Origin of the sequence: Bradyrhizobium sp. LMTR 3, assembly GCF_001693485.1 — a bacterium.
GTDB lineage: Bacteria > Pseudomonadota > Alphaproteobacteria > Rhizobiales > Xanthobacteraceae > Bradyrhizobium.
The window spans coordinates 88,092-111,427 of record NZ_MAXC01000043.1; the positions used below are offsets into that span (position 1 = coordinate 88,092).

Sequence of the window (23,336 nt, forward strand, 5' to 3'; positions counted from 1 at the left end):
CGCTCACTCCGCCGGCTTCGGTTCGCCGACGCCGTCTTCGAGCGCAGCACTTTCGGCATTGGCTTTTTCGGTTGCCTTCCGGGACTCCCGCCAGGCGTTGAAGGTGCCGACGATCCCCTTTGGCAGCAGCAGCGTCACCAGGATGAACAGCGCGCCCAGCATGAACAGCCAGTACGGCGCCAGCGGGCCCGAGGTGAAGTAGGTTTTTGCGTAGTTGACGACGACGGCGCCGAGTGCAGCGCCCACCAGCGTGCCGCGGCCGCCGACGGCGACCCAGATCACCGCTTCGATGGAGTTGCCCGGTGCAAATTCGCTCGGATTGATGATGCCGACTTGCGGCACGTAGAGCGCGCCCGCAACGCCGGCCATACAGGCCGACAGCGTGAACACGAACAATTTGTAGGACTCGACGCGATAGCCGAGGAAACGCGTGCGCGACTCGGCATCGCGGATGGCGATCAAGACCTTGCCGAGCTTCGACGTCACCACCGCCCGGCAGATCAGGAAGGTGACGATCAGCGCCAGGCAGCTCAGCGCGAACAAGGCGGCGCGGGTGCCGTCGGCCTGCACGTTGAAGCCGAGGATGTCCTTGAAGTCGGTCAGGCCGTTATTGCCACCGAAACCGAAATCGTTACGGAAGAACGCCAGCAGCAGCGCATACGTCATGGCCTGGGTGATGATCGAGAGATAGACGCCGGTGACGCGGGAGCGGAACGCCAGCCAGCCGAAGCAGAACGCGAGCAGGCCGGGGACAAGAATGACCATCAGCGCTGCAAACCAGAACATATCAAAGCCGTGCCAGTACCAGGGCAGCGCCGGATAGTTCAGGAACACCATGAAGTCGGGCAGGATCGGATTGCCGTAGACGCCGCGGCTGCCGATCTGGCGCATCAGGTACATGCCCATGGCGTAGCCGCCGAGCGCGAAGAACGCGCCGTGGCCGAGCGAGAGAATGCCGCAATAGCCCCAGATCAGGTCGATGGAGAGCGCCAAAATGGCGTAGCAGGCGTATTTGCCGAACAGCGCGACAAGATAGGTCGGCACCTGCAGCGACGAGCCTGAAGGCAGCAGGACATTGGAGAGCGGGATCAGCACGCCGAGGCCGGCGACCACCACCAGGAAGACGGTGGCGCTGCGATCGAGCGAGCGCGTGAGGACGTGCGGCGTCATGCTTCCACCGCCCGGCCCTTGAGCGCGAACAGGCCGCGCGGACGTTTCTGGATGAACAGGATGATCAGCACCAGGATGGCGATCTTGCCGAGCACGGCGCCCGCCACCGGCTCCAGGAACTTGTTGGCGATGCCGAGCGTGAAGGCGCCGACCAGCGTGCCCCAGAGATTGCCGACGCCGCCGAACACGACGACCATGAAGCTGTCGATGATATAGCTCTGGCCGAGATTGGGGCTGACATTGTCGATCTGCGACAGCGCCACGCCGGCAATCCCGGCGATCCCCGAGCCGAGACCGAAGGTCAGCGCATCGACGCGCGAGGTGGCGATGCCCATCGAGGCCGCCATGCGCCGGTTCTGCGTCACCGCGCGCATCTCGAGCCCGAGCGCAGTGTAACGCAGCATCGCCAGCAGGATGACGAACACGGCCAGCGTGAAGCAGAGGATCCAGAGCCGGTTATAGGTGATGGTGATCTGCCCGAGCTCGAACGCGCCGCTCATCCAGGAGGGGTTGCCGACCTCGCGATTGGTGGGGCCGAACGCCGTGCGCACGGCCTGCTGCAATACCAGCGACAGGCCCCAGGTCGCGAGCAGCGTTTCCAGCGGACGGCCATAGAGAAAGCGGATGATGCCGCGCTCGATCGCTACACCGACCGCGCCCGCGACAAGGAATGCCAGCGGCACCGCGATCAGCAGCGAATAATCGAACAGGCCGGGATAATTGTTGCGAATGACCTCCTGCACCACGAAGGTGGTGTAGGCGCCCAGCATCACCATCTCGCCATGGGCCATGTTGATGACGCCCATGACGCCGAACGTGATGGCGAGGCCGATCGCGGCGAGCAGCAGCACCGATCCCAGGGACAGGCCGTACCAGGCGTTCTGCACCATCGACCACATCGCAAGATTGCTCTGGATCGAGGCGATCGCGCTTGCCGCGGCGCGCGCGACATTGGGCGGCAGGTCGCCGCCCAAGCCGGTCAGGAGCGCCATCGCCTCCTGATCGCCGCGCGCCTTGACGACGGCGACCGCTTCGAGCTTCTCGACTTCGGTCGCGTCGGACTTGTAGAGCAGGATGGCGGCGCGGGCTTCCGCAAAGGCAGCCTTGACGGACTTGTTGGTCTCCTTCGCCAGGGCGCCGTCGATCACGGACAGCGCGCTCTCCTCATGGCTCTTGAACACCGATTGCGCCGCCGCGATCCGCTTGGCCGGGTCCGGTGACAACAGCGTCAACCCGCCGAGCGCGGCCTCGACGGCGCGGCGCAAGCGGTTGTTGAGGCGCACGGCGGCCGCATTGTCCGGCAGCTTGTCCACGGCAGCGCCGGTCGCGGCATCGATGATCTTGCCGTCGGCCTGTGTGATGAAAACCTTCTTGGTGTCCGGATCAGCGGACAGCCTTCCGTCCTGCAGCGCGCTGATGATCGGAAAGGCCAGCGGATTGCCCGACGTCGCGACCGCGCCGATCGCCTCATCGGTGTCGGAAAAATCGTCGTTGGCGAACTTGGCGACCGCGTCCTCGAACGGGCCCGCCAGCGCCGGCGCTGCAAAGGCTACGGCGAGAGAAATCGCGAGCAAGAACGCGCGAAGGCGATCAAGGAAATTGGCAGACACAATACGACCCCGGCAGGAGTATGGGGAGAAGGCGGCGGCAGCGCCGCCTTCTCCCGTCGTTCTCTTCGAAGAACTCTTGGAAGTTCTTTATTGCAGCTCAGGCGATCCTGATCCTATCGGATCAGATCGGGATCAGGAGCCCTGACCGCCGCACTTGTTGGTCTTGGTGTTGTAGTTGCCGCACTTCTTGCCGACCCAGTCGCCGATCAGGTCCTTGGAGCCCTCAAGCTCCTTCGACCAGGCGTCGCCAGCGACCAGGCCCGGGGTCTTCCACACCACGTCGAACTGGCCGTTGGCTTTGATTTCGCCAATGAAGACCGGCTTGGTGATGTGATGGTTGGGCAGCATCTTGGAGGTGCCGCCGGTCAGGTTCTTGGCTTCGATGCCGGGCAGCGCGTCGATCACCTTGTCCGGATCGGTCGACTTCACCTTCTCGACCGCCTTGACCCACATGTCGAAGCCGATGACGTGCGCTTCCATCGGATCGTTGGTCACGCGCTTCGGATTCTTGGTGTAGGCCTGCCAGGCCTTGATGAACTTCTCGTTCTCGGGCGACTTGATCGACTGGAAGTAGTTCCAGGCGGCGAGATGGCCGAGCAGCGGCTTGGTGTCGATGCCGGCGAGTTCTTCTTCACCGACCGAGAACGCGACAACCGGAATGTCGGTCGCCTTGATGCCCTGGTTGCCGAGCTCCTTGTAGAAGGGAACGTTGGCGTCGCCGTTGATGGTGGAGACCACGGCGGTCTTCTTGCCGGCCGAGCCGAACTTCTTGATGTCGGCCACGATCGTCTGCCAGTCACTATGACCAAACGGCGTGTAGTTGATCATGATGTCTTCCTGCTTGACGCCCTTCGACTTCAAGTAGGCTTCGAGGATCTTGTTGGTGGTGCGCGGATAGACGTAGTCGGTGCCGGCCAGCACCCAGCGCTTCACCTTCTCGTCCTTCATCAAATAGTCGACGGCGGGGACCGCCTGCTGGTTCGGCGCAGCACCGGTGTAGAACACGTTGCGCTCGCTCTCCTCGCCCTCGTATTGCACGGGGTAGAACAGGATCGAGTTCAGTTCCTTGAATACCGGCAGCACGGACTTGCGCGACACCGAGGTCCAGCAGCCGAACACGACCGAAACCTTGTCCTTGGTGATCAGCTCGCGGGCCTTTTCGGCAAACAGCGGCCAGTTCGAGGCGGGGTCGACGACAACAGGCTCGAGCTTCTTGCCGAGCACGCCGCCCTTCTTGTTCTGCTCCTCGATCAGGAAGAGAATGGTGTCCTTCAGCGTGGTTTCGCTGATGGCCATGGTGCCGGAAAGCGAATGCAGGACGCCGACCTTGATGGTCTCCTGCGCCTTGGCGTTCGAGAATGCAGCCAGACCCAAAACCAGGCCGGCAGTGGCCGCCAGCCAGCGGCGGCGGCTCAGCGTCGCTATATCGTGAGTCAATTTTGTAAGCATGAAATGTCATCTCCCTGACGCAGGCGTTGAACGCTGCGAACGGCCCCACGGCCGCCTGCGTTAAGGGAATCGCAAGAACCATGCCATCGCTTGATAGCCGGATAAACTCCTATAATCGCTTGGAAATTCCGGCTACGCGAAAACCGTCGGCGGGAAATATGCCTATTTATTAGACAGTAGAAATGTATGCTTTGGCGGCAAAGTATCTGTTTTTTGTGCAAATGCCGCAATTTGGCTAAATTTCTTGCACGAATTTTGATCGTTTGGGTTGGCACGGGGGCACGGCGCGATCTGGCCGATCGGTTTCTTTTAACCGCGCTGGCGAGGCGCGCCGAATTCACCTTGAAAGCGGCGCGCAGGTGCTCCATATGACTGCCGTGACCTAGAGAATCATCAGGTCCCTGCGAGCCGCGTGTTCTGATCCCGTTTTGCGGTTTCTGGCTTGCCCCCTTCAGCTAGCAAAACCGACGCCCCAAACACGCGGGTGTCTCTGACACACTCGCGCGCTCCTGGCCGACATTGCCGGGCGCCTGCCTTTTTTAATGGAAAGAACCACCTTTTGACCTCCTTTCAGGATTTCGGCCTTGCCGATCCCATCTCGCGTGCGCTCAAGGAAGAGAATTACCACACGCCTACGCCCATCCAGGCCCAGACCATTCCCATCGCATTGACCGGCCGTGACGTGGTCGGCATCGCCCAGACCGGCACCGGCAAGACCGCGGCATTTGCGCTGCCGATCCTGCACCGGATCCTGGAAAGCCGCATCCGGCCGCAGCCGAAGAGCTGCCGCGTGCTGGTGCTGTCGCCGACCCGCGAGCTGTCAGGCCAGATCCTCGACAGCTTCACCGCCTACGGCCGCCACATCCGCCTGACTTCGGCGCTCGCGATCGGCGGCGTGCCGATGGGCCGCCAGGTCCGCTCGGTCATGCAGGGCGTCGAAGTAATGGTGGCGACCCCCGGCCGCCTGCTCGATCTCGTCCAAAGCAACGGGCTGAAGCTGAACCAGGTCGAGTTCCTGGTGCTCGACGAAGCCGACCGCATGCTCGACATGGGCTTCATCAACGACATCCGCAAAGTCGTCGCCAAGCTGCCGATCAGGCGGCAGACGCTGTTCTTCTCGGCCACCATGCCGAAGGATATCGCGGAACTCGCCGAATCCATGCTGCGCGACCCTGCGCGGGTGGCGGTGACGCCGGTGGCCTCGACGGCCGACCGGATCACCCAGCGCATCATCCAGGTCGATTTCGCGGCCAAGCCGGCGGTGCTGGCGCAGCTCTTGAAGCAGGAACCGGTCGACCGCGCGCTGGTCTTCACCCGCACCAAGCACGGCGCCGATAAGGTGGTGAAGGTGCTGGCCAAGGCCGGCATCGAAGCCAACGCCATTCACGGCAACAAGTCGCAGAACCACCGGGAACGCGTGCTGGCGGCGTTCCGCTCCGGCGAGATCCGCACGTTGGTCGCCACCGACATTGCCGCCCGCGGCATCGATGTCGACGGCATCAGCCACGTGGTGAATTTCGACCTGCCCAATGTTCCCGAAACCTATGTCCACCGCATCGGCCGCACCGCGCGCGCCGGCGCCGAGGGCGTGGCGATCTCGCTGATCGCGGGCGCCGAGGAAATGGGCTATCTGCGCGATATCGAGCGGCTGATTCGCATCGCGCTGCCGCGGGAAGACCGCAGGACGCCGGGCCACCGTGATGCGGCGCCGGCCCCCGCCCAGCACCGGGGCGGACGGCCTGGAACACGCGTCCATGCTGGCCGTTCCCATGAACCGGCCCCAAGCGCAAAAGGCCCTCGCCGACACCGCCGCGGTGGTGGTAATAATGCGCAGCAGCCGAACAGGCACGAAGCGCCGCGTCCGGCCCAGCAGGCCGGCAAGAGTCAGGCCGGCCACAGCGAAGGCATTCAGGGCGTTGCCTTCTTGCATCGCGAGAGCCGTCCGAATAATCAACCGAACCGTAACCACCGACCGCAGCGCTAGCCTCGATCGACCTGGAGACCACCATGGCTAAAGAAGAGCTGATCCAGTTCGAAGGACTGGTGACCGAAATTCTCCCCGACGCGCGCTATCGCGTGCAGCTCGATGCCGGACACGAGATTGTTGCCTATACCGCGGGCAAGATGAAGAAGAACCGGATCAAGACGCTGGCAGGCGATCGCGTGACGATCGAGATGTCGCCGTACGATCTGGAGAAGGGTCGCCTGATCTTCCGACACAAGGACGAGCGTCCGTCATCGCCGGGCGCCCCGCGTGGTGCGCCGCCGCGCGGCGGCCAGTTCCGCCGCCGGTAAACAGATCGTAAACGCCCTCGAAATCGCGCCCGACGCGGCGGCGTCGCGCGTGAGCGAGGGCGGCTGGCCGGCCGAATCAAAAAATCGCACGTCAGGATTGTTTTGAACCCTACTATCGAATAATATTAGGTATCGATTTTCGGCCGGACGACATTAGCTATCCACCGGTACAGCCGGTTTAGACGCTGACGACCCTTCCAAAAATTCGATCTCACCAGCCCGTCGAGAGGTGGGCTACGACTTGTATATCTGAGAAGGGACTACCCCCGTGAGCATGGGAACCGTGAAGTGGTTTAACGCAACCAAGGGCTATGGCTTCATCCAGCCGGATGACGGCGGCAATGACGTGTTCGTGCACATCAGCGCTGTCGAGCGTGCCGGCCTCGGAACGTTGCGTGAAGGACAGAAGATCTCCTACGAAATCGTGGCAGATCGCCGCTCTGGCAAATCTTCGGCCGACAATCTGCGCGCCGCCGGATAAGGGATTTCCTCCGGCCTCGGCCGAGAAATCCCGTTCGAAAATTTGAAAAGGCCGCGCTGATGCGCGGCCTTTTTTATTCGGCCGATGCGCGCGATTTGGCGATCGACGAAGAGCGCGCAGGCGTTGCGCCTTCACTGAGCCCAAGCCTTCACAGACCCAAAGTAGTAAAGAGATCGTAACCGACCACTGCTGAAATCGTTCGCATCCGAGATCAGCCTGTTTTTCGGCAATCGGATTAATGGGCACTTAGGGAGGCCAGGGCTACGATCACGCGCTTTTGGATAGCCAGGGGGCGTTCTCGTGCCATTTCGTCTTAAGCCGTATCTTTCCCGTTTCCGCCGCGATCAACGCGGCAATATCGCGGTAATTTTCGGGATCGCGGCGATCCCCCTGATATCGGCCGTTGGTTCTGCGGTGGATTACTCGCTCGCGACCAGAGTGAAGGCAAAACTGCAATCCGCGGCAGATGCCGCGAGCATTGCCGCGCTTGCGCAGAAGTCGCCTGGCTTTCTCGCGGCCTCGAAAATGTCTGGCAACGGCTCGGTCAGCGACGGCGTTACCGACGCCAACAATGTCTTTGACGCCAACATGAACGGGATCACGGGCTACCAAAACCTGGTTCGCAGCAGCACCGTTACGAAGACCGGAATAAAACTGGCCGCCAGCGTCACGTTCACTGCCGAGGTACCGGTAACCTTCATGAAGGTGCTTGGGTTTCAGAAGCTGACGGTAACAGGCGTTTCAAGTTCGGCCGCCACGTTGCCGCCGTATCTCGATTTCTATCTGACTCTGGACGTCTCGGGCTCGATGGGCCTGGCGTCGACGAGCGCCGAGCAGACGCGGCTTTCCCAAGTCAATCCGGATAACTATCGCCAATATCCCACCGGCTGCACCTTCGCCTGCCATTTTGCGCCACAGAACAGCGCGTGCACCAATACCGGGACCCAGGCATACCCAACGAACAACTACTGCATGGGCTATGCGATCTCGCGCGTCAGCCAAAGCGGATACAAGGGTCTTCTCTCCAACACTACAGTCAGTTCGACTTATCCTGCGGGCAAGAAGCTCTCAAATACGATGGCGGCCGGCCTGCCGAATTCGCTGTATGCGGCCTTGCCGCCGGTTTCATCCTGCGAGACCGACGGCACCGACGCCTGCATCCAGTTGCGCCTTGACGCGGTCGGCTACGCCTTGAACGAATTGTTCAAGACCGCGAACGCCGAGAAGAAGGTTCCCAACCAGTTCAAGGTCGGGCTGTACCCGTTCATTCGGTACCTCTACGCCTATTTTCCGCTGACCAGCAGCATCAACGGCGATCCCAAAACCTCCGGCACCATAAACTACGCAGCCGCAAACCTTGCCACGCAGCTTGACACAAATATAAATGCAAACCTTGGCTCCGGCGGCACGCATATCAGTGCCGCGCTTACTTCGGTCAATAACCTCATCTCCGGCGGCACCGGCGCCGTCGGCGACGGCAGCACGCCGACCACCCCGCAGCCTTACGTCTTCCTCGTCACTGACGGCGCACAAAACAACCAGGTGAAAGGCGTTCCCAACGGTTCCTGGTCGGGTAGCAACCACGCTACCACGATTGACCTCCAAAACAGCCTGACGACCGTTCCCTCCTGCGAAGCCCTCAAGAACCGCGGCATCATCGTTTCCGTGCTCTACATTCCCTATGAAAAGATCGATCCCGTGAATACGAGCTTTGCCGGCAATGAAGGCACCTATGCCAACAACAACATTCAGTATATTCCGGCGAGCCTGAAGAAATGCGCGTCGCCCAGCTTCTTCTACACAGCGAGCACGCCCACTGAGATCAAAAACGCGCTGAACGCCATGTTCAAGCACGCGCTGCAGACCGCACATATTACGCAATGACCTGGCAGAAGGGGCCGGCCATCAGCCAGGCGATAGATGGAGCAATTCCGGATTGCTGGCGCGCGCATTAGATCCTGATCCGATCAAACTGAAACGGGTCGGGATCTAATGTTTCTGTCTGAGCATGACCTCCAGGCAAACGCTTCGCGTTTGTCCCGAGGAAAACCGGCCTCCACATTGCGCTAACCTCACTGTGTCATAAGCCCCTCAGGATGAGGAGCGCCAACGGGTCCGCGCATAGCGCGCCCGATGACAGGCTCCGCGCCTCTCGAACCATGCGGCCCGTCTGCGGCCCACATCCTTCGAGACGTTCGCGGAGCTTGTCATCGGGCGTCGCGCGACCCGTTGGCGGGCACCTCAGGATATGGCGTTGAGCGGCTATGACGCGGTGAGACTAACGCGGCCCCTTCTGGTCCGGATCATGCGCAGATCAAGCCCCACGATGGCGTTGGGCAGAGGCGCCTTGTGTCGGTCAGTGGAGAGTTGGACGTATCCTCGCGCTAAAATGCAATGCTGCTGTACGGAAGCGGCTTTCCGATGCACCGGATCGAGCCCGCCCTTACCGAAGCCTGAACCAATGCACCCCCACGAATACAGCGCCGGTCCTCCTCCAGGAGAAGGTCGCGGTGAACGCTACGAGTTGCGAAGGTTGTCGCAGACTGCTGCCGTCACAGCTTCGGACATTCGGCAGGAAGGGGATCCGAAGCGGATGCTCGATATTTAACGCAGAGTTCCAGGCGCGGACGCGTGAAGGCGGCATCTTCAAAGCTTTTGCCAGTCTTCGCCATCACATAACCGACGGCCGGCGTATACTTGTAGCTGACCTCGCTCCAGATCACGTATGTCCCCTTGGCCACGACGAGAGCTGGCGGCAGCACCACAACGTCACCCTGATTATGAGGCGGCGTCGACGCGATCGTGACACCGCCTCCTGTATCGATCTTCAACCCCTTGCTCCACTGAACCCGAGCGACCCCCGTCGCGCTATCGACGTAAACCTCCGTGATCGAGGAGACCAACGGCGACGCCGGGTAGGGTGTCATGATCGCCTTTGCCGTTTCGCCAAAACTGATGATATCTGCATCCACCACGCTCTTCATCTGAGACGTCAGATCGGAAAGCGTTCGCGCCACCAGGGTAGCCTTGCGATCCACAGCGATGGCCGACGAAATCTCGACCACTCCGAAGAACATCACCACCATCAGCGGAAAGATCATGGCAAACTCGATCGCCGCGAGGCCGCTGCGATCGTCCAACAAGCCGCGCACGCGAAGCGACATCTTCTGCATCGGGGATACCATCATATCACGGCTCTACATGAAAAGCGGCGGTCGCAGCGAGCAGCCGCTGTCTGCCGTTGAGATTTGCAATGTCGTAGCCGAACCCCGTCACATACAGCGGCCATTTGTAAAAGGCGCGAATGACGACGGTATTGGGAGAGCCGGCTGCCGGCAGAGAATATGAGAAAGGTCCGGTCAGGTTTCCACCGACGATCGGAGGGGTAATCGTGATCGCGGTGCCCGGGGTAAAGACCTTCACATCCACAGTAAGGTTGGCCAGATTGCCGGAGCAGTTAAACATCGCCTTGATGCGATTGCAGAGGTCCGTTTTGAACGCAGCTTCGTCCATGCCGCTGTCCTGGGCTTGATGCGTGAGCATCAGCCGCGCGCTTTGCTGCATTCCATGATCCAGAACCTGGCCGGCAAAAAAAATAATCGCCGTCTCGAGAATCGCGAACAGCATGCCGAAGAACAACGGCGCAATCAGCGCAAACTCGACGGCGGCCGAACCCCGGCGGTTGCGGCGAAATCGGTACAGTGCATTTCTGACAGAGACTGTTGCAACAGCGGGTGACGACATCGAAAGATCCCCAGACGGCAGCGATTATCCGCCTGCAAGAACTACCTGAAAGTGATTGTGGAAGTGTTTCGTCGAATCGAGGCAGAGCGGCCCGGCCCGCTAACCGGGCGTTAACAATGTTCTGAGCGGGCCTCGTGCGGGCCGAGATCGATTCGTGGACAGGGTAATGTGCCGGATGCGCCAACTGGAGCTTCGGTTCTGATACAATCAGAACCGAAAAGGTTCAGTTTGCCGATTTAGCGCCAGCGCCACTGGCCTGACCGCTGAGAGAACCGGCCTGATCGATCGCCGATTTGAAGTAGGTCTCGCCGTCGCCGAGGGTGACGCGGCGCTGGCAGATCGGCATGCAGCTATAGGATTCGCGCTCAACGCCGCGATAGACGGTGACGAGCTGATCGGTCGGGCCTTCGACCTGAATCTGACGATCGACCAGCACGTCGCCGTTGCGGTCCATGGCGATGAAATTGGTCGCGCCGTAGCCCTTGCCGGTGACGACGACGATGCCGCCGCTCTGCAGCGTGACGTCCGCAATCAGCGGATTTCCGACCACGATGGTGGAGACCTTGGCGGGAAGCTTCACGAGCTTCGCCTGATCGACATAGACGGCGATCCGGTCGGGATCGGGCGAGGCCAGGCCGATGGCCGGCCACAGCAGGATTCCTGCAGCGAGGGAACGCAATCCAACACGCGCGCGTGCGCGAATACGCGGGAACTTGAACGACATATTTTACCCCGGGGCATCAACAAGCCGGCGATGGCGATACGCAGCGGAACCGGCGCCCGACACGGATGAATCTGACGACAATTCATGAACAAAGGGCAAATAGACCCCGAAATCGGGCAAGAAATCCGCCGCCGACCTACTTGCGGAATGGGTAAGTCAGTTGCCCAATGATTTCGCGCGGGAACGAGGACTGATCATCCACGCCAAATTGGTCCGGCAGGCGGCCCTGCGGCATCCGGAAGGTCCCGAACAGGATGTCCCAGAGCGGAAAGGTGCCCGCGAAATTGCTGTCGCCGCCTTCTTCGCGCGCGGTGTGGTGCCAGCGGTGAAACACCGGCGTTACCACGACGTATTTGAACGGTCCGAGGGTCCAGTTGAGGTTGGCGTGAACGAACGCCGACAGGAAGATGTTGAACGGGCCGAGCCAGAGCATTACGCCCGGCGAAATGCCGGCCATCAGCAGCGCGACGTCGACCCCGATGGTACCTAGCAGCAGGTTGACAGGATGAAAGCGCGCCGCCGAAATCCAGTCGACATCCTCCGACGAATGGTGAATGGCGTGGTATTTCCAGAACCCGCCGCCATGAAACATGCGGTGCAGCCAGTACATCATGAAATCGGTTGCGACCAGAAACAGGATCGCCTGCAGCCAAAACGGCAGCCTCGACAACGGGCCGTGGCCGTTGTCGTAGAAGGCGATCAGCTCGTCGGCGTCGCGAATTCCGAACACCAGCGCGGCGCCGAGCACCAACAGGGCGACGCGGAAGACGCGCGTGAACAGCGGCACCAGGAACCAGTAGCAGATGTCGGTGACGAGTTCGCGCTTGCGCCACCAGGGCTTACCGGGATTGCAAGGCCAGAAATGCGAAAGCACCGAGAACAGTAGCGCCAGCGCGATCGTGACCGGCACCACCTTGGCCAGGGTCTGGCCCAGCATCTCGACGACTTCGATCGGCAGGTTCATCCGGCCCGCGTACCAGAATCCCGGCTCGCCCGCCAGTTGGCGTCCCCAAAAGATCGGCCGGATCAGTTGGCCGTGCGAACGTGCAGCACCGCATTCTCATCGGCGTAAGCGCGCCGCCAGCCGCCAATATGATCGAGCAGGCCGACCGCAGGCGTAGACGGCGTCAGCAGCACGGCGTCGATGTTCCAGGTCTTGAGAATGTCGAGAAGCTGGTTGACGTCCTTGAGCTTGAGCGCACGGTAATAGGCCATTTCGAACGCTTCGCCGTAGAGCTCGGCGCGCCCGTCGACGAACACGGGCATCTGCCGCCAGATCAAATAGCCGCCGAACGGGAGATCGTTGAAAATACGCTTGGGATTATGCGTCCTCAGCGCATCGACTGCCGCCGCCGGCGAATGTCGTTCGGGCGGTGCAAACCTGGTGTTGGCCGCGAGCAGCCATGTCGAGCCGCCGAGCAAGATCATCCCTGCAGCCAGCACAGGCATCGAAGCGCCGGTGCGGGCAGACCAGGCTGGTCGCAGCGCGAACTGCGACGCCACCGGCGCGAGCACCACGATCGGCAGCAGCAATGCGAAGATCTCTAAATTCCTGACATGCGACAACGCCATGTGCAAAAGGCCCAGCACCAGCGCGATCCGCGGCGGCGAGAGCTTGACGCCGCTATAAAGCGCGGCTGCGATCAGCGCGAGGATCGCCATCTCGAACTCGCCGAACTTGCTGAAGTCCGCCGGCGTCCATTCATAGATCACATGCAGGAGCTCGCCGAGATCGAGAATCTTGCGTGCGGCGAGGATCGATCCCCACCCGTAAGGCGTGGCGCAGCAGGCCGCCAGCGCGCCGATGCCGAACGCCGCCCAACGCAGCGCCAGCGGCTTTTGCTGTGCCCGATCGGCATTCCACAGCGCATCGAGCGCGAACGCGCCGACCAGCACCAGGCCAAACACGAATCCGCCGTGCAGGTTCGCCCACAACGCGATCAACGAGAGCAGCCATGGCGACGGCGCCTGGCCGCGCTCGCTCGCCGACATCAGCCCGTTCGCCCACGCAAGCATGATCGGCAGCGCCAGCACATGCGGCCGCGCCAGAAAATGCCCCATCGAAAGCGCCGACGCCGCCATCGCGAAGGTGACGGCATGGACGGCGGGGATGCGGCGGCCGAGAATATAAGCGAGCAGTGCGAAGGTTGCGGCGATGCAGCTCGAGGCGAGAACCACCGGCCCGGTCCAACCCGCCAGATTGTAGCTTGCCGCATACAGCACCTGCGCCAGCCAGGACGACGATGTCCATGGCTCTCCGGCCTTGGTGAAGGAATAGATGTCGGTGCGCGGCAAGGCGTTGTGATCGAGGATCCACTGGCCCACGGTGATCTGCCAGTAGGTATCGGAATCGTTCAGGAGCATGCCGCCATTGCTCAATAGCAGCGCGTACACACCGATGCCGACCCATAGCCATGCAGGTACCTGGCCGAGGATGGCGGACTTCTCATTGGAAGCCGCCGCAATAATTGTATTCATGTCATCAGCCCGCAAAACACCGGCACGAAGAACCAGTAGCAGATGTCGGTGATGAGCTCGCGCTTGCGCCACCAGGGCTTGCCGGGATTGCAGGCCAGAAATGCGAGGGTGCCGTGAACACGAAGGCGAGCGCGATCGTGACCGGAACGACCTTCGCCATCGTCTCGTCTACCACCTCGGTGACTTCCATTGGCAAACCGGACATGACGGCCTCGTTCGATCGGGGAGCACAAGGGGTATCCGCTCGCGCTTAAGGAGCCGTGAATCAAAGGAGTCGGCCGACACTGCGCGATCGCGACGAACGACCCGCAGTCGTAACTTGCATTTTATCGAACGCCTTAATGCAGCGTTTACTGTGCTCAAGAACTGCAAGTTCCAAGCATTTTTGCACGGTCGAATTAACTGCGCCGAAATTGTCGCACCCTAGGGTGACGTCATGGTCACGGTGCTGAGAACGCCGGCGAGACCAAACTGAAGTTCGACCAGCCACGTGTGTACACAGGAGCTATCATCTATGAAGAATCTCGTTTTGCGTTTCGTGAAGGATGAGTCCGGCGCCACCGCCATCGAGTACGGCCTGATCGCCGCCGGCATCTCGGTCGGGATCATCGCCGCCGTCAACGGCATCGGCACCAAGCTGAGCACGGCCTTCACTTCGATCTCGACCGACCTGAAATAAGCGACGGTTGCGAGCAAGCGTCAAAAGGCCCCGGCAAGCCGGGGCCTTTATTCGTTTTGGCAAGGCGCGCGCTGGATTTAGCAAGCCGCCGCCGGATGTGACATGAGACGCGACATTCCGGCGTTTCCCGATTGTTCATTTCTCATGGCTAGGCTCGGCCAGAGCCTGGACCCCGGGTTAGCCGCAGCGTGTGTGAAAATTCATGATTCTCGATACCGCCCGCCTCCTGCTGTTTCCGGCCCTGATGGCGTTCGCAGCCGCGAGCGACCTCTTCACCATGACGATTTCGAACCGCGTGTCGCTGGCACTGATCGCCGGCTTTGTGACGCTTGCAGTGCTGGGCGGCATGGGCCTGCACGACATGCTCTTGCATATCGGCGCCGGCGCCGCCGTTCTGGTGGTGGCCTTCGCCTGCTTCGCGATGGGCTGGGTCGGCGGCGGCGACGCCAAGATCGCAGCCAGCGTGGCGCTCTGGTTCGGTTTCGACCATCTTCTGAATTTTCTGGTCTACGCCTCGCTGTTCGGCGGGGCACTGACGCTGTTGCTGCTGCAATTCCGACAGTGGCCGCTCCCCTACCCGCTTTCGGGACAGGCCTGGCTGAACCGGTTGCACGACAAGCAGAGCGGAATCCCCTACGGCATCGCGCTCGCCCTCGGCGCGCTGATCGTCTATCCGGAGACCGCATGGATCAAGGCGATCGACCTTGCTCACCTCGCCATGCGCTGATCCAGCACCGCTAACTTTCCGTTAGGGCAATTTACACACGCCTCATTAACCATGCTTTGACGAATAGCTGGTCAACTCCCATCACGGCGACGGAAGCGTCGCGGCGTAATGTGGAAAGTGAAGCGTAATGAATACCGCACGCATTGTGGTCCTGGCCATCGCCATCGGCGCCGGCGGCATTGCCGCATATCTCGCCAGCGGATCCGGCGACAAGCCAGCGCCGGCCCAGCCGGTCGCGCAGATACAGACGGTCGATATTCTCGTCGCCAAATCGGATATCGGCCTCGGCCAGTCGGTCAAGCCGGACGATCTGCAATGGCAGACCTGGCCGGCGTCGACCGCCAGCAGCAACTTCATCAGCCGCGCCAGCAGGGCCGACGCCGTCAAGGAGATCACCGGCTCGATCGCGCGCGCGCCGTTCATCGCGGGTGAGCCGATTCGCGAGCCGAAGCTGGTGAGGGCCGACGGCTCCGGCTTCATGGCGGCGATTCTGCCCGCCGGCTTCAGGGCCATTTCCACCGAAATTTCGCCGGAAACCGGCGCCGGCGGCTTCATCCTGCCGAACGACCGCGTCGACGTGATTCTTACCAAGCGCGAGAAGAGTCCGGACGGCACCGGCCCGGATGTCTCCAATTCGGAGATCATCCTCGCCAATGTTCGCGTTCTCGCTATCGACCAGGCGCCGAAGGAAAAAGAAGGCACCAGCGCGCTGGTCGGCAGGACGGTTACCCTCGAACTGAAGCCCGAGCAGGCCGAGATGCTGGCGCGGTCGCGCCAGAGCGGCACTCTGACGCTGGCGCTGCGCAGCATCGCCGACGTCAACGCAGCCCCGGACGATCAACCACTCAACAAGCGCGGCGAAAGCCTCAACGTGATTCGTTATGGCGTTGCCAGCCGGCAGGCGGTGCAGAAGTGACCGAAAGGACGCACGATATGAAGTGCAGGGAAATTCAGCCGATGATGCGAACGTTCATCGTCCGCGCCCTGTCGTTTTCGGCCGTGGCTGCTCTCACGCTCAATCCGGCGCTGACGCCGGTGGTGGCGAGCGACTATCGCGTCGCGCCGTTGTCCACCGATGGGCAGATGAACGCGCGTTTCGTTTCGCTCGGGATCGGCAAGTCCATCGTGATCGACCTGCCGCGCGAGATCAAGGACGTGCTGGTTGCCGATCCGAAGGTCGCCAACGCCGTGGTGCGGTCGACCCAGCGCGCCTACATCATCGGCGCCGCGGTCGGCCAGACCAATATCGTTTTCTTCGATTCCACCGGTGCACAGATCGCGGCCTATGACATCGCGGTCAAGCGCGACCTCAACGGCGTGCGCGCCGCGCTGAAACAGTCGTTGCCGAATTCGGACATCCAGATCGAAGGCGTCGGTGACGGCGTGCTATTGAGCGGCACCGCGGCGACCCCGGTCGAGGCGCAACAGGCTGCCGACATCGCCGCCCGCCTCGTGGGCGGCACCGAGAAAGTCGTCAATTCGATCGCAGTTCGCGGCCGTGACCAGGTGATGCTGAAGGTCACGGTTGCCGAAGTCCAGCGTTCGATCATCAAGCAGATGGGCATCGATCTCCGCGCCAACCTGAGCTACGGCACGTCCGTTGTTAGCTTCAGGAATGACACCCCGTTCACCGCGAACAGTGCGCCGCTCGTCCCCACCAATGAACTTACCGGGGCTTTCGGCGCGCCGCCATCCGTGCAGGCGACGCTGCGCGCGATGGAAAGCGCCGGCGTGGTGCGGACCCTTGCCGAGCCTAACCTCACAGCCATTTCCGGCGAGTCCGCAACATTCATCTCCGGCGGCGAATTTCCCATTCCGACCGGCGTGACCTGCCAAACAACAACATCCGGTGGCATCGGAAATTGCGTCCAGACCGTCAGCTTCAAGAAATTCGGCATCTCGCTCAACTTCACGCCGGTCGTGCTGACGGAGGGACGGATCAGCCTTCGGGTGATGACTGAAGTGTCGGAAATCTCGACCGAAAACGCTCTGACCGGCGGCGCAGGTGGAACGACCATTCCCTCGATCAAGACCCGCCGCGCCGAGACGACACTGGAAATTCCGTCCGGCGGCGCGATGGCGATGGCCGGCCTGATCCAGGAACAGACTAAGCAGGCCATCAATGGCTTTCCGGGCCTGGCCCAACTGCCGGTTCTCGGCACGCTGTTCCGCAGCCGCGACTTCATCAACAACCAGACCGAACTGATGGTTCTGGTCACGCCCTATGTGGTGCGTGCGGTGGCGCAGAAGGATCTGTCGCGTCCCGATGACGGCTTTGCCAGCGCCTCGGACCCACAGGCCGACCTGCTCGGCAGCATCAATCGCATCTACGGCGTTCCGGGCCGCGTCGAGAAGGCGCGGAATTATCGCGGCACTTACGGCTTTATTACGGACTGAGGCGGGACGATGACAGCACAGAGCACAAAACCCGCCGATCGCAAGCGCGCGCTCCGCCTGACCGCAGCGCTGATCGGTGTTTCCGTGGCGCTCGGCGCCTGCAAGCATACCGTCGTCGATCCCGTGACGACGGCTGGCGTGCCCGACGATTACCGCCAGCGCCATCCAATCGCGGTCCAGGAAGCCGACCGCTCGGTCGTGGTTTTCGTCGGTCGCGGACGCGGCGGCTTGTCCGCCTCGCAGCGCGCCGACGTCATGGGCCTGGCCCAGGACTGGCTTCGCGAAGGCACCGGCGTCATCAGCGTCGACCTGCCCGTCAATACCCCGAACGCACGGGCGGCCGAGGATTCCTTGCGCGAGATCCAGGCGACCTTCTCCGCCGCCGGCGTGCCGCCGCGCGCGGTCAATGTCCGGCAGTATCGCCCTGAGGACCCCAGGCACATGGCCGCGATCCGCCTCAACTATCCCAAGATCTCGGCGGTGGCCGGCCCGTGCGGATTGTGGCCGGAGGATCTCGGACCGTCGATCCACAACAAGGGCTATTTCGAAAACAAGCCCTATTACAATTTCGGCTGCTCCAACCAGCGCAATCTGGCGGCGATGGTCGATAACCCATCCGACCTCGTGCAGCCGCGTTCCGAAACCCCAGCCTATACGCCTCGCCGTGGCATAGCCTTCGACAAATATCGCAAGGGCATGACCACCGCGACGACCTATCCCGAGGCCGACAGGGCCAAACTCAGCGATACCGGCAAATGATCACTTACTCGCGCCAGAACACAGAACCGCAGCCGGAAATCACGGCGCCATCGACCGAGGACCACATCGCACCGGCGCCGCGGGTGTCGGTGCAAGCGTTCTGCGAGACGGTGGAAACCGCGGCCGCCGTGCAGTCGGCGGGCGAAGACCGCCGACTCGGCAAGGCTCACCTCAAGATCCAGATGGGCGGCATGGCGGCGGCCATCGAGGCCTACCGCTCGGCCCCGACCCCGAACGTCATCATCCTGGAGGCCGAGGGCCGCAACGACATTCTCGTCGGCCTCGACCAGCTCGCCGCTGTCTGCGACGCCGGAACACGCGTGATCGTGATCGGGCGCATCAACGACGTCATGCTCTATCGCGAACTGGTCCGCCGCGGCGTCAGCGATTACGTGATCGCGCCGGTCAGCGCCATCGACGTCGTGCGCTCGGTCTGCAACCTGTTCTCCTCGCCGGAAGCCAAGGCCGTCGGCCGCATCATCGCCGTCGTCGGAGCCAAGGGCGGCGTCGGTGCGTCCACCGTCGCCCATAACGTCGCCTGGGCGATCGCGCGCGACCTGTCGCTGGATTCCGTGGTCGCCGATCTCGACCTCGCTTTCGGCACCGCCGGCCTCGACTACAATCAGGACCCGCCGCAGGGTATCGCGGATGCGGTATTCTCGCCCGACCGGGTCGATACCGCGTTCCTCGACCGCCTGCTGTCGAAATGCACGGACCATCTCAGCCTGCTGGCAGCGCCGGCAACGCTCGACCGGGTCTACGATTTCGGCGCGGAAGCATTCGATTCGATCTTCGACACGCTTCGCACCACGATGCCCTGCATCGTGCTCGACGTTCCCCATCAATGGTCCGGATGGACCAAGCGCGCCTTGATCGCGGCCGACGACATCCTGATCGTGGCCGCGCCTGATCTCGCCAACCTGCGCAACACCAAGAATATCTTCGACCTCCTGAAGGCATCGCGGCCGAACGATCGTGCGCCGCTCTACTGCCTCAATCAGGTCGGCATCCCGAAGCGGCCGGAGATCCCCGCCGCCGAGTTCGCCAAGGCGATCGAAAACCACCCGATCGCCACGATCCCGTTCGAGCCGCAAATCTTCGGCGCGGCTGCCAACAACGGCCAGATGATTGCGGAGATCTCCGCAACTCATCGCACCACCGAGATGTTCCTGCAGATTGCGCAACGGCTCACCGGCCGCGGCGAGACCAAGAAGAAGAGTTCGTTGCTGTCGCCTTTGATCGAGAAGTTGCGGGCCAAGAAGTAAACAGCCCGCGTGGAGTGCCATCGTGTTCGGTAAGCGTAGCGGAAATGATAGTGATACGCGGGTACTCAAGCCCGCCATTCAGGCGCCGGAGCCGGTCTCCAGCGCCCCAGCCGCGCCGCGCGAGATCGCGGCGCCGGCGGTGGCTTCGCCGCCGCTCGCCCCCGCAAAGCAGCAGCCTGCGGCCACCATGGAGGCGCGGCGCTCCGACAACTACTACCAGGTCAAGGCGACCATCTTCGGCGCGCTGATCGAGGCGATCGATCTTGCCCAACTCGCCAAGCTCGACGGCGAGTCCGCGCGCGAGGAAATCCGCGACATCGTCAACGAGATCATCGCGATCAAGAACATCGTGATGTCGATCGCCGAGCAGGAAGAGCTGCTCGACGACATCTGCAACGACGTGCTCGGCTACGGCCCGCTCGAGCCGCTATTGTCGCGCGACGACATCGCCGACATCATGGTCAACGGCGCCGGTACGGTGTTCATCGAAGTCGCCGGCAAGATCCAGAAGACCGGCATCCGCTTCCGCGACAACCAGCAGCTCCTCAACATCTGCCAGCGCATCGTCAGCCAGGTCGGCCGGCGCGTCGACGAATCCTCTCCGATCTGCGACGCCCGCCTCGCCGACGGCTCCCGCGTCAATGCCATCGTTCCGCCGCTGGCGATCGACGGGCCTGCCCTCACCATTCGTAAGTTCAAGAAAGACAAGCTGACGCTCGATCAACTGGTCAAGTTCGGCGCGATATCACCGGAAGGCGCGACGATCCTGCAAATCATCGGCCGTGTCCGCTGCAACGTGCTGATCTCGGGCGGCACCGGCTCCGGCAAGACCACGCTGCTGAACTGCCTGACCCAGTTCATCGAGCATGACGAGCGCGTCATCACCTGCGAAGACGCCGCCGAACTTCAACTGCAGCAGCCTCACGTGGTGCGGCTGGAAACCCGTCCGCCCAACATCGAGGGCGAAGGCCAGGTCACCATGCGCGAACTGGTCCGCAATTGCCTGCGTATGCGTCCCGAACGCATCATCGTCGGCGAAGTCCGCGGACCCGAGGCGTTCGACCTCCTGCAGGCGATGAACACCGGCCACGACGGCTCGATGGGAACGCTGCACGCCAACAACCCGCGCGAAGCCATGTCACGCTGCGAATCGATGATCACGATGGGCGGCTTCTCGCTGCCCTCGCGCACCATCCGCGAGATGATCTGCGCCTCGATCGACGTCATCGTGCAGGCCGCGCGCCTTCGCGACGGCTCGCGCCGCATCACCCACATCACCGAGGTGATGGGCATGGAAGGCGACACCATCATCACCCAGGACCTGTTCGTCTACGAATTGCTCGGCGAAGACGCGAACGGCAAGATCATCGGGCGGCACCGCTCGACCGGCATCGGCCGTCCGAAGTTCTGGGACCGCGCGCGATACTACAACGAAGAGAAGCGGCTTGCGGCGGCGCTCGATGCCGCCGAAGTCGCCGACCAGACATGAGGAAGCGATGAGCATGCAAGCGCTCGCACTGGCGTTTCTTGCCGCCACCGCCATCGGCGGTGTGGCATGGGTATTCATCTATCCGATGCTGTCGGGCGAGAAGAAGGCCGAGTCGCGCCGCGCCTCGATTGCCCGTTCCGATGCGCCGGCGCGGCAGGCCGAGAAAAGCCAGCGCTCGCGCCGCGAGCAGGTCGAGGGATCGCTCAAGGAGCTCGACGCCCGGCGCAAGAAGGAAAAGTCCGTTCCGCTTTCGACCCGCCTCGCCCAGGCCGGCCTGGGATCCTGGACGCCTCAGAAATTCTGGATCGTTTCCGGCATCCTCGCGGTGGTGGGCTTCGTGCTCGCATTCTTCGTCGGCGGCTCGCTGTTGGGCGCCGCCGTGATGGCATTCGGCACCGGCCTCGGCCTGCCGCGCTGGCTCTTGAGCTACCTCAAGAAGCGGCGCGAGAAGGCGTTTCTGAAAGCGCTTCCCGACGCCGTCGACGTCATCGTGCGGGGCATCAAGGCCGGTCTGCCGCTGTTCGAATCGATCAAGGTGGTCGCCGCCGACTCGCCGGAGCCGCTCAAGAGCGAGTTCAACGCCATCATCGAAACCCAAACCATCGGCATGCCGCTCGGCGACGCCTGCGCGCGGCTGTATGAGCGGATGCCGTTGCCGGAGGCGAACTTCTTCGGCATCGTGGTCGCGATCCAGCAGAAGTCCGGCGGTAACCTGTCGGAAGCACTCGGCAACCTCTCCAAGGTTCTGCGCGATCGCAAGAAGATGGCGGAGAAGATTCAGGCGATGTCCATGGAAGCCAAGGCCTCCGCCGGCATCATCGGCTCGTTGCCGCCGGCCGTGATGGTCCTGGTGTGGATCTCGACGCCCGGCTACATCGCGCTGCTTTGGACCACCCACCTCGGCCAGTTCATGCTGGTATGCTGCGCCGCCTGGATGACGATGGGCGTCCTGGTGATGAAGAAAATGATCAACTTCGACTTCTGACGGTGCACCTATGATTGAGTTTCTGATCGCCAAGATGCACGACGCGCGGTTCATGACCATGCTGCTTGCCGCCATCGCGGCGAGTGCGACCGCCTATACGCTGATCATGCCGCTGTTCGCCGGCGAAGGCCTTGCCAAGCGCATGAAGGCGGTGGCCAGCGAGCGCGAACGGCTCCGCCAGCGCGAGCGCGAACGCCTCAACAAATCGGAAAAGGTATCGCTGCGCCAGACTCCGAAGCAAATCGTTTCCAAGGTCGTGGAAGACCTGAACCTGACCAAATGGCTGGCGCAGGAAGCCGCGCGCGACAAGCTGATCATGGCCGGCTACCGCGGCCACGCGCCCTACGTCACCTTCCTGTTTGCCCGCGCGGTGACGCCGATCGTGCTGTTTCTCGGCGCGGCCCTCTACGTGTTCGTGATCACCAACCTGGACCAGTCGTTGACGGTCAAGCTCGGCATCTGCATCGGCGCCGCCTATCTCGGGCTGCAGGCGCCGATGCTGTTCCTGAAGAACGCCATCACCAAGCGACAGCTCTCCATCAAGCGCGCCTTTCCCGACGCGCTCGACCTCCTGCTGATCTGCATCGAGTCCGGCATGTCGGTCGAAGTCGCCTTCCGCAAGGTCTCCGCCGAGATCACGTCGCAATCGATCGCGCTGTCGGAGGAATTCGCGCTGACCACGGCGGAATTGTCCTACCTGCAGGACCGCAAGGTGGCCTACGAGAATCTCGCCAAGCGCACCGGCCTGGAGGGCGTGAAATCGGTCTGTCTCGCGCTGATGCAGTCGGAACGCTACGGCACCCCGCTCGGCCAGAGCCTGCGCGTGATGGCGCAGGAAAACCGCGACATGCGCATGACCGAGGCCGAGAAGAAGGCGGCGGCGCTGCCGCCGAAGCTGACCGTGCCGATGATCGTGTTCTTCCTGCCATGTCTGTTCATCGTCATTCTCGGACCGGCCTACATCAAGCTTCAGGCGTTGCCGTGAGGCCGCGGCGCGGCGGGCCGGCGCTTCCCCGGGCCCATGTCCGGTGGTCGTAGGTACCGGCTCTGCGTCGCGTCACTGCGTGCCGCGCCGCGTCCGGGA

Annotated in this window: 21 protein-coding genes and 1 pseudogene; 13 read left to right on the forward strand and 9 right to left on the reverse strand. The window is 62.4% G+C overall.

Annotated elements, in window-relative coordinates; translation table 11 throughout:
- Positions 1 to 3: 3 nt before the first annotated feature.
- From urtC to urtA, 3 genes are all read right to left on the reverse strand, one after another.
- Complete coding sequence (gene urtC / locus LMTR3_RS24015; protein WP_065747479.1) at positions 4 to 1,170, reverse strand: urea ABC transporter permease subunit UrtC; 1,167 nt, start codon at positions 1,168 to 1,170, stop codon at positions 4 to 6.
- The gene (gene urtB / locus LMTR3_RS24020) at positions 1,167 to 2,780 is read right to left on the reverse strand and encodes an urea ABC transporter permease subunit UrtB (RefSeq protein WP_065747480.1); all 1,614 of its coding nucleotides are present in this window, start codon (positions 2,778 to 2,780) and stop codon (positions 1,167 to 1,169) included. Before urtB ends, urtC begins: the two co-directional genes overlap by 4 nt.
- Positions 2,781 to 2,912: 132 nt before the next feature.
- Positions 2,913 to 4,229 carry an urea ABC transporter substrate-binding protein gene (gene urtA, locus LMTR3_RS24025; RefSeq protein ID WP_065747481.1) on the reverse strand — a complete coding sequence of 439 codons (1,317 nt, stop codon included), beginning with the start codon at positions 4,227 to 4,229 and terminating at the stop codon, positions 2,913 to 2,915.
- 559 nt (positions 4,230 to 4,788) lie between these two features.
- On the opposite strand from urtA, the gene LMTR3_RS24030 reads away from it, so the two are divergent.
- The 4 genes from LMTR3_RS24030 (at position 4,789) to LMTR3_RS24045 (ending at position 8,889) form a co-directional block, all read left to right on the forward strand.
- Entirely contained in the window at positions 4,789 to 6,213 is a 1,425-nt protein-coding gene (locus tag LMTR3_RS24030) for a DEAD/DEAH box helicase (protein ID WP_065747482.1), read from the forward strand.
- A gap of 23 nt (positions 6,214 to 6,236) precedes the next feature.
- The gene (infA, locus tag LMTR3_RS24035; RefSeq protein WP_065747483.1) at positions 6,237 to 6,524 is read left to right on the forward strand and encodes a translation initiation factor IF-1; all 288 of its coding nucleotides are present in this window, start codon (positions 6,237 to 6,239) and stop codon (positions 6,522 to 6,524) included.
- 268 nt (positions 6,525 to 6,792) lie between these two features.
- Positions 6,793 to 7,005 (forward strand): cold-shock protein, encoded by a 213-nt coding sequence (locus LMTR3_RS24040; protein ID WP_002714433.1) that lies wholly within the window; start codon positions 6,793 to 6,795, stop codon positions 7,003 to 7,005.
- 300 nt (positions 7,006 to 7,305) lie between these two features.
- The gene (locus tag LMTR3_RS24045; RefSeq protein ID WP_065747484.1) at positions 7,306 to 8,889 is read left to right on the forward strand and encodes a TadE/TadG family type IV pilus assembly protein; all 1,584 of its coding nucleotides are present in this window, start codon (positions 7,306 to 7,308) and stop codon (positions 8,887 to 8,889) included.
- Positions 8,890 to 9,557: 668 nt separating this feature from the next.
- Here the strand turns inward: LMTR3_RS24045 and LMTR3_RS24050 are convergent.
- The 6 genes and pseudogenes from LMTR3_RS24050 to LMTR3_RS40095 all read right to left on the reverse strand — a co-directional run.
- Positions 9,558 to 10,145 (reverse strand): TadE/TadG family type IV pilus assembly protein, encoded by a 588-nt coding sequence (locus tag LMTR3_RS24050; RefSeq protein ID WP_245319984.1) that lies wholly within the window; start codon positions 10,143 to 10,145, stop codon positions 9,558 to 9,560.
- Between the two features lie 49 nt (positions 10,146 to 10,194).
- On the reverse strand, positions 10,195 to 10,749 hold the full coding sequence (locus tag LMTR3_RS24055) for a TadE/TadG family type IV pilus assembly protein (RefSeq protein ID WP_065747485.1): 555 nt from the start codon (positions 10,747 to 10,749) through the stop codon (positions 10,195 to 10,197).
- Positions 10,750 to 10,972: 223 nt separating this feature from the next.
- Positions 10,973 to 11,473, reverse strand: a complete 501-nt coding sequence (locus tag LMTR3_RS24060) for a pilus assembly protein N-terminal domain-containing protein (protein ID WP_084029786.1) — start codon at positions 11,471 to 11,473, stop codon at positions 10,973 to 10,975.
- Between the two features lie 136 nt (positions 11,474 to 11,609).
- Entirely contained in the window at positions 11,610 to 12,437 is an 828-nt protein-coding gene (locus LMTR3_RS24065; protein ID WP_065747486.1) for a sterol desaturase family protein, read from the reverse strand.
- A gap of 62 nt (positions 12,438 to 12,499) precedes the next feature.
- Positions 12,500 to 13,951, reverse strand: a complete 1,452-nt coding sequence (locus LMTR3_RS24070; RefSeq protein ID WP_065747487.1) for a hypothetical protein — start codon at positions 13,949 to 13,951, stop codon at positions 12,500 to 12,502.
- A gap of 2 nt (positions 13,952 to 13,953) precedes the next feature.
- Positions 13,954 to 14,156, reverse strand: a pseudogene (locus LMTR3_RS40095) (sterol desaturase family protein); the annotation flags it as partial.
- 309 nt (positions 14,157 to 14,465) lie between these two features.
- Between LMTR3_RS40095 and LMTR3_RS24075 the strand changes: the two are divergent.
- The 9 genes from LMTR3_RS24075 to LMTR3_RS24115 all read left to right on the forward strand — a co-directional run bounded on the left by LMTR3_RS24075 (position 14,466) and on the right by LMTR3_RS24115 (position 23,237).
- Positions 14,466 to 14,630, forward strand: a complete 165-nt coding sequence (locus tag LMTR3_RS24075; protein WP_065747488.1) for a Flp family type IVb pilin — start codon at positions 14,466 to 14,468, stop codon at positions 14,628 to 14,630.
- Between the two features lie 202 nt (positions 14,631 to 14,832).
- Positions 14,833 to 15,357: an A24 family peptidase gene (locus LMTR3_RS24080; protein ID WP_065747489.1), complete on the forward strand. Its 525-nt coding sequence runs from the start codon at positions 14,833 to 14,835 to the stop codon at positions 15,355 to 15,357.
- Positions 15,358 to 15,484: 127 nt separating this feature from the next.
- Entirely contained in the window at positions 15,485 to 16,273 is a 789-nt protein-coding gene (cpaB, locus tag LMTR3_RS24085; RefSeq protein ID WP_065747490.1) for a Flp pilus assembly protein CpaB, read from the forward strand.
- Between the two features lie 17 nt (positions 16,274 to 16,290).
- Entirely contained in the window at positions 16,291 to 17,754 is a 1,464-nt protein-coding gene (locus LMTR3_RS24090) for a type II and III secretion system protein family protein (RefSeq protein WP_065747832.1), read from the forward strand.
- Positions 17,755 to 17,763: 9 nt separating this feature from the next.
- The gene (locus LMTR3_RS24095; protein ID WP_065747491.1) at positions 17,764 to 18,513 is read left to right on the forward strand and encodes a CpaD family pilus assembly protein; all 750 of its coding nucleotides are present in this window, start codon (positions 17,764 to 17,766) and stop codon (positions 18,511 to 18,513) included.
- Positions 18,510 to 19,778, forward strand: coding sequence for a CpaE/TadZ family protein (locus tag LMTR3_RS24100; protein WP_065747492.1), 1,269 nt, complete (start codon positions 18,510 to 18,512; stop codon positions 19,776 to 19,778). The genes LMTR3_RS24095 and LMTR3_RS24100 overlap by 4 nt, the downstream gene beginning before the upstream one ends.
- A 22-nt stretch (positions 19,779 to 19,800) precedes the next feature.
- Positions 19,801 to 21,267, forward strand: a complete 1,467-nt coding sequence (locus LMTR3_RS24105) for a TadA family conjugal transfer-associated ATPase (RefSeq protein ID WP_084029787.1) — start codon at positions 19,801 to 19,803, stop codon at positions 21,265 to 21,267.
- 7 nt (positions 21,268 to 21,274) lie between these two features.
- Positions 21,275 to 22,252, forward strand: a complete 978-nt coding sequence (locus LMTR3_RS24110) for a type II secretion system F family protein (protein ID WP_065747833.1) — start codon at positions 21,275 to 21,277, stop codon at positions 22,250 to 22,252.
- Positions 22,253 to 22,262: 10 nt separating this feature from the next.
- The gene (locus LMTR3_RS24115) at positions 22,263 to 23,237 is read left to right on the forward strand and encodes a type II secretion system F family protein (RefSeq protein WP_065747494.1); all 975 of its coding nucleotides are present in this window, start codon (positions 22,263 to 22,265) and stop codon (positions 23,235 to 23,237) included.
- Positions 23,238 to 23,336: the final 99 nt, after the last annotated feature.